Here is a 4,395-nt window from a genome sequence, read left to right as displayed (position 1 = left end):
GTAATGACCGCCGAGGCCATCCAGGTGCCCCGGTCGGTTTTCACGGCCAACCGATCGCCCGCCTCCTCCACGGCCTGGACACGGACTGGCCGCCGGACCGGCAGGTCGTATCGCTGCTCGTAGCGGGCTAGGTAGTCGACCACCTGGTCCCGCGTCGGGTAGCCATCGCCCGAAGGCGGCATCGGCCACCCGGGGAGCGAGCTCATCTGCGCGGGCGAGAACAGCCGCAGGGAGTCCCAAGCGTCCAGCCATGCGCCGCCGGGGCGGTCATGGGCATCCAAGATCTCGAAACCGAGGCCGCTTCGGCGCAGGAAGTACCCAGCGGCAAGCCCCGACTGGCCGCCGCCGATGACCAGGACGTCGCATTCCACCGACCCGCTCATGGGGTGCCGACCATTGGCAGCCACAGCGCCAGGGCGGCCAGCACGGCCAGCAGCACCGGCGGCGTGATGACAAGGCCGACCTTCATGTACTGCCCCCAGGTGATCGTGGTGCCCTTGCGCGCCAGCACATGCAGCCAGAGCAGCGTCGCCAGGCTGCCGATGGGTGTGAATTTGGGACCGAGGTCGCAGCCGATGACGTTGGCGTAGATCATAGCTTCCCGGATAGCAGGCGGGATGTTCTGCGCCTGCTCGATAGCCAGGGCGCCAAGCGTTACGGTGAGCGCCGCCAGTTTCACTGACAGCATCACCGTGACGTAGCGGTCGAAGCCAATATTGAAGTAGCTGGCCGACACGATGGTGACGAGCTTTGAGATCACCAGAGGTAGACTCGTGGTGTCAGCCACGTTTCAATCCACATCCCCGGGCTGGATGCCAGGGAGATCTCAAGGATAATCTGACTGCACGCCGTCCGACCAAAGATTTTCTGAAATACTTGAAAGGATTCTGTGGTTTCAGAGGCCATCAGATTGGCACCCGCCGAGGGCTAACATGCGAAGGCAGCAGGAAGGTCAGGAGGGCGTAGGCGGCGAGCATCGCGGCCGACCCCCAGAGGCACCCTTCCAGACCGGCGTACTGCGTCAGGACGCCCGAGAGCAGGATGCCGCCCAGCCGCCCGGCAGCGTTGGCGGCGTAGTAGAAGCCGACGTCCTCGGCCGCCTTCTCGGAGCCCGCGTAGGCCAGGATGAGGTAGGAGTGCAACGACGAGTTCACGGCGAAGGCAAACCCGAACACCGCCAGCCCGGCAACCACCACAAGGTCCGGGCGGCCAACGGTGCCCATGGCCAGCGCGACGCAGAGGAGGACCGGGATGGCGGCCAGCGCCACGCCCCAAAGGCGCGCCTCCGGCACCTCGCGCGACAGCCCGTCGGGGCTGCGGCGGACCACCTGTGGCGCCAGGGCCTGCACCGCGCCGTAGCCGATGGTCCAGGCAGCCAGGAAGGTCGAGACGCCGACGTAGTTCCAGCCCTGGCTGTAGAGGAATACCGGCAGGCCCACGACGAACCAGACGTCGCGCGAGCCGAACATGAAGACCCGGGCGCCCGCCAGCAGGTTGACGCCGCGATTCTTGGCGAAGAGTTTCTTGAAGCTCTTGGATGACTTGGCCTTGCCCAGCTCGCGGGGGAGCGACAGCAGCACGCCCACCAGGGCCACCGCCAGCAAGGCCACCAGTATCCAGAGAGCCGGACGGAAGCCCACGGCCTGGAGCAGGAAGCCGCCCAGGAAGAAGCCGAAGCCCTTCATGGCATTCTTGGAGCCGGTGAACCACGCGACCCAGCGGAAGAGCTGTCCGGCACCCTGCTGCGAGGATGCCTTGATGGCCGACTTCGAGGCCGTCTTGGTCAGGTCCTTGGCCACGCCGGAGATGCCCTGGGCGCAGACGACCCAGGCAACCGACGCGGCGGCGCCCCAGGCCGGATCCAGGGCCGAGAGCATGAGCAGGCCGCCGATCTGCAGCGTCAGGCCGATCGCCAGCATCCGGGGGATGCCGAACCGCGCCGCCAGCCAGCCGCCGCCGAGGTTGGCGAAGATGCCCGCCGCCTCGTAGAGCAGGAACAGGAAGGCCAGGGTCAACGGCGTGTAGCCGAGCTGGTAGAAGTGCAGCAGCACCAGCATCCGCAACGCGCCATCGGTGAGCGTGAAGCCCCAGTAGGCGCCGGTCACGATGAGGTAGTTGCGGACGGCGGACATCAGACGCCCCGCTCACGGACGATGCAGGCCAGGTCGACCATCCGGCAGGCGTAGCCCATCTCGTTGTCGTACCAGGCGTAGACCTTCAGCATCGTCCCATCGGTCACCATGGTGCTGAGCGCGTCGACAATGGCGCTGCGGGTGTCGTTGGCGTAGTCCGCCGACACCAGAGGCCGCTCCTCATAGCCTAGGATGCCCGCCAGCGGCCCGGCGGCAGCCGAGCGGAACAATTCATTGATCTCGGTCGCTGTGGTCTCGCGCTGCATCTCGAAGACGGCGTCCGTCAGCGAGGCGTTCAGCACCGGCGCCCGGACGGCGTGGCCATTCAGCCGCCCCTTCAGTTCCGGGTAGATGAGCGCGATGGCCGTGGCGCTGCCGGTGGTGGTCGGCTGCAGGGACAGCATGGCCGACCGCGCGCGTCGCAAATCCTTGTGGGGCGCGTCCACCACGACGTTGGTGTTCGTTGGGTCGTGGATCGTGGTGATCTGGCCATGGCGGATGCCGATGGCCTCGTGGACCACCTTCACCACCGGCGCCAGGCAGTTGGTGGTGCAGGACGCCGCCGTCAGCAGGCGGTGCTGCACCGGGTCGTACTGGTGGTCGTTGACGCCCACCACGATGTTCAGGGCGGCCGCTGCCGGGTCCTTCACCGGTGCCGCCACGATGACCCGCTTAACGCCACGATCGAAATAGCCCTGCAACTGCTCCTGCTTCAGGAACTTGCCCGTGCACTCCAGCACGACGTCGCAGCCGAGGTCGCCCCAGGGGACGTCGCCCGGCGCCGCCGCGGCGCTGAAGCCGATGCGCCGGTCGCCGACAACGATGGCTTGCTCGCCTTCAACGGCAATCCGCTCCCGCCAGCGGCCGTGGATGCTGTCGAACTCCAGGAGGTGGGCCGTCGCGGCGGCGCCACCCTTGAGCTCGTTCACGTGAACGATGTCGAGGCGGTTCGCGCCACGCGGGTCGCTCGCCTCCCGGAACACGCCATCCAGGGCGGCCCGGAACGCCAGCCTGCCGATGCGGCCCATGCCATTGATACCGACACGCATGTCAGTGCTCCTTGGCGACGGTGAGAGGGGCCTCGCTCAGGTCGCCCACCCGGTGCCGCAGCGACATGCGATCCAGGGCTTCCATCTTGAGGCTGGTGAAGATACCGAGGCGCCGGTACAGGCTGGCATAGAGCTCATTGAGCATCAGGGTGCGCTCGTGCGAGCCAGACGCGAACTGGCCGGGCCCGGGAAGTGGCCAGGAAGCCGTGATGGCATGGCCGCCAAAGTCCGGGCAGTTCTGACCCTGAAGCTCGTCGCAGAGCGTGATGACGAAGTCCATCCGGGGCGCGTCGGGCTTTTGGAACTCCAGGTACGACTTGCTCCGAACACCAGAGATGTCGTGCCCGAGGCTTTCCAGTTTCTCGAGCACTTCGGGCATCGGCTGCGGCGCCGGATCCGACCCTGCCGAGTAGGCCCGGAAACGCTCGCCGCCCAGCTTGTTCAGGATGGCCTCGGCCATCAGCGACCGGGCGGAGTTGCGCGTGCACAGGAAGAGGACATTGTAGGCCGGGGTCATGGGACCGTTCTCCGGAGGGCTGGCGGGCCAGGCTTGCATCAGGTCGCCGCAAAGCTCAGGGCGTCCGCCGCAGCAGTCCCGCGACAGGAAGGTGACCAGATGGCGCAGGCGCTCGATCTGCGCGGCGTAGATCAGGCTGCGGCCCTGCCTGGTCGGGCGGACCAGCCCAACCTGCTCCAGCGCCCGCAGGTGGAACGACAGGGTCGAGGGGACGATGCCGAGGGCCGTGCCGACCGCGCCCGCGGAAAGGCCGGTCGGCCCCGCCTCAAGGAGGATGCGGAGGAGGTCCAGGCGAGACTCCTGTCCCAGGGCGGCAAAGACGGCAGCAGCGTCGTTCGATTTCATGATTCCAGTTTAATCGAAATGTCTGTCTGTGTCGCGTGACATCTTGCTCAGGTGATGGCCTTGCGCACTCGGGCACTGACCCATTCGCTGACGACCACGGTCGCCAGGATGAGCAGGAGGATGACGCTGACTTGGGGCCAGGCGAGCGTTGCCACCGATGCTTCCAGCTGAAGGCCAATGCCACCAGCACCGACCAGACCCAGCACGGTGGCCTCACGGATGTTGATGTCCCAGCGGAAGACCCCGATGCCCGCGATGGCTGGCGCCACCTGGGGCAGGTTGGACTTGCTTCGGGAAAGTGGAGAGGTCCCGATGATGCAAGAGGACCCCCATGAAGCAGCAGCGACGGGTC

The 4,395-nt window shown here is 66.8% G+C and carries 6 protein-coding genes; all 6 read right to left on the bottom strand.

The annotated features are described in order from the left end of the window. Window positions 1-371 (bottom strand): NAD(P)-binding domain-containing protein (locus tag CR162_RS21665; protein WP_245870526.1); only part of this gene is annotated, 371 nt, incomplete at its 3' end. A gap of 8 nt (window positions 372-379) precedes the next feature. After that, complete coding sequence (locus CR162_RS21660) at window positions 380-787, bottom strand: ArsB/NhaD family transporter (protein ID WP_099097537.1); 408 nt, start codon at window positions 785-787, stop codon at window positions 380-382. 118 nt (window positions 788-905) lie between these two features. Beyond that, window positions 906-2,132 (bottom strand): organoarsenical effux MFS transporter ArsJ, encoded by a 1,227-nt coding sequence (gene arsJ, locus CR162_RS21655; protein WP_099097536.1) that lies wholly within the window; start codon window positions 2,130-2,132, stop codon window positions 906-908. Then, complete coding sequence (locus tag CR162_RS21650) at window positions 2,132-3,181, bottom strand: ArsJ-associated glyceraldehyde-3-phosphate dehydrogenase (protein ID WP_099097535.1); 1,050 nt, start codon at window positions 3,179-3,181, stop codon at window positions 2,132-2,134. Before CR162_RS21650 ends, arsJ begins: the two co-directional genes overlap by 1 nt. Window position 3,182: 1 nt before the next feature. Then, window positions 3,183-4,043: a metalloregulator ArsR/SmtB family transcription factor gene (locus tag CR162_RS21645; RefSeq protein WP_099097534.1), complete on the bottom strand. Its 861-nt coding sequence runs from the start codon at window positions 4,041-4,043 to the stop codon at window positions 3,183-3,185. 47 nt (window positions 4,044-4,090) lie between these two features. Further along, the coding region (locus CR162_RS21640; protein ID WP_367604177.1) for a PhnE/PtxC family ABC transporter permease at window positions 4,091-4,395 on the bottom strand (305 nt) is incomplete at its 5' end.

The sequence above is a fragment of the Teichococcus rhizosphaerae genome (assembly GCF_002631185.1).
Taxonomy (GTDB): domain Bacteria; phylum Pseudomonadota; class Alphaproteobacteria; order Acetobacterales; family Acetobacteraceae; genus Pseudoroseomonas; species Pseudoroseomonas rhizosphaerae.
The sequence above is the reverse complement of the archived record's forward strand: the minus strand, read 5'-3'. Positions and strand labels throughout refer to the sequence as shown.

What these genes read in the sequence shown, in the direction of transcription:
- arsJ (WP_099097536.1), bottom strand. Translation starts at nt 2,132, where the DNA reads ATGTCCGCCGTCCGCAACTACCTCATCGTGACCGGCGCCTACTGGGGC.
- CR162_RS21645 (WP_099097534.1), bottom strand. Translation starts at nt 4,043, where the DNA reads ATGAAATCGAACGACGCTGCTGCCGTCTTTGCCGCCCTGGGACAGGAG.
- CR162_RS21650 (WP_099097535.1), bottom strand. Translation starts at nt 3,181, where the DNA reads ATGCGTGTCGGTATCAATGGCATGGGCCGCATCGGCAGGCTGGCGTTC.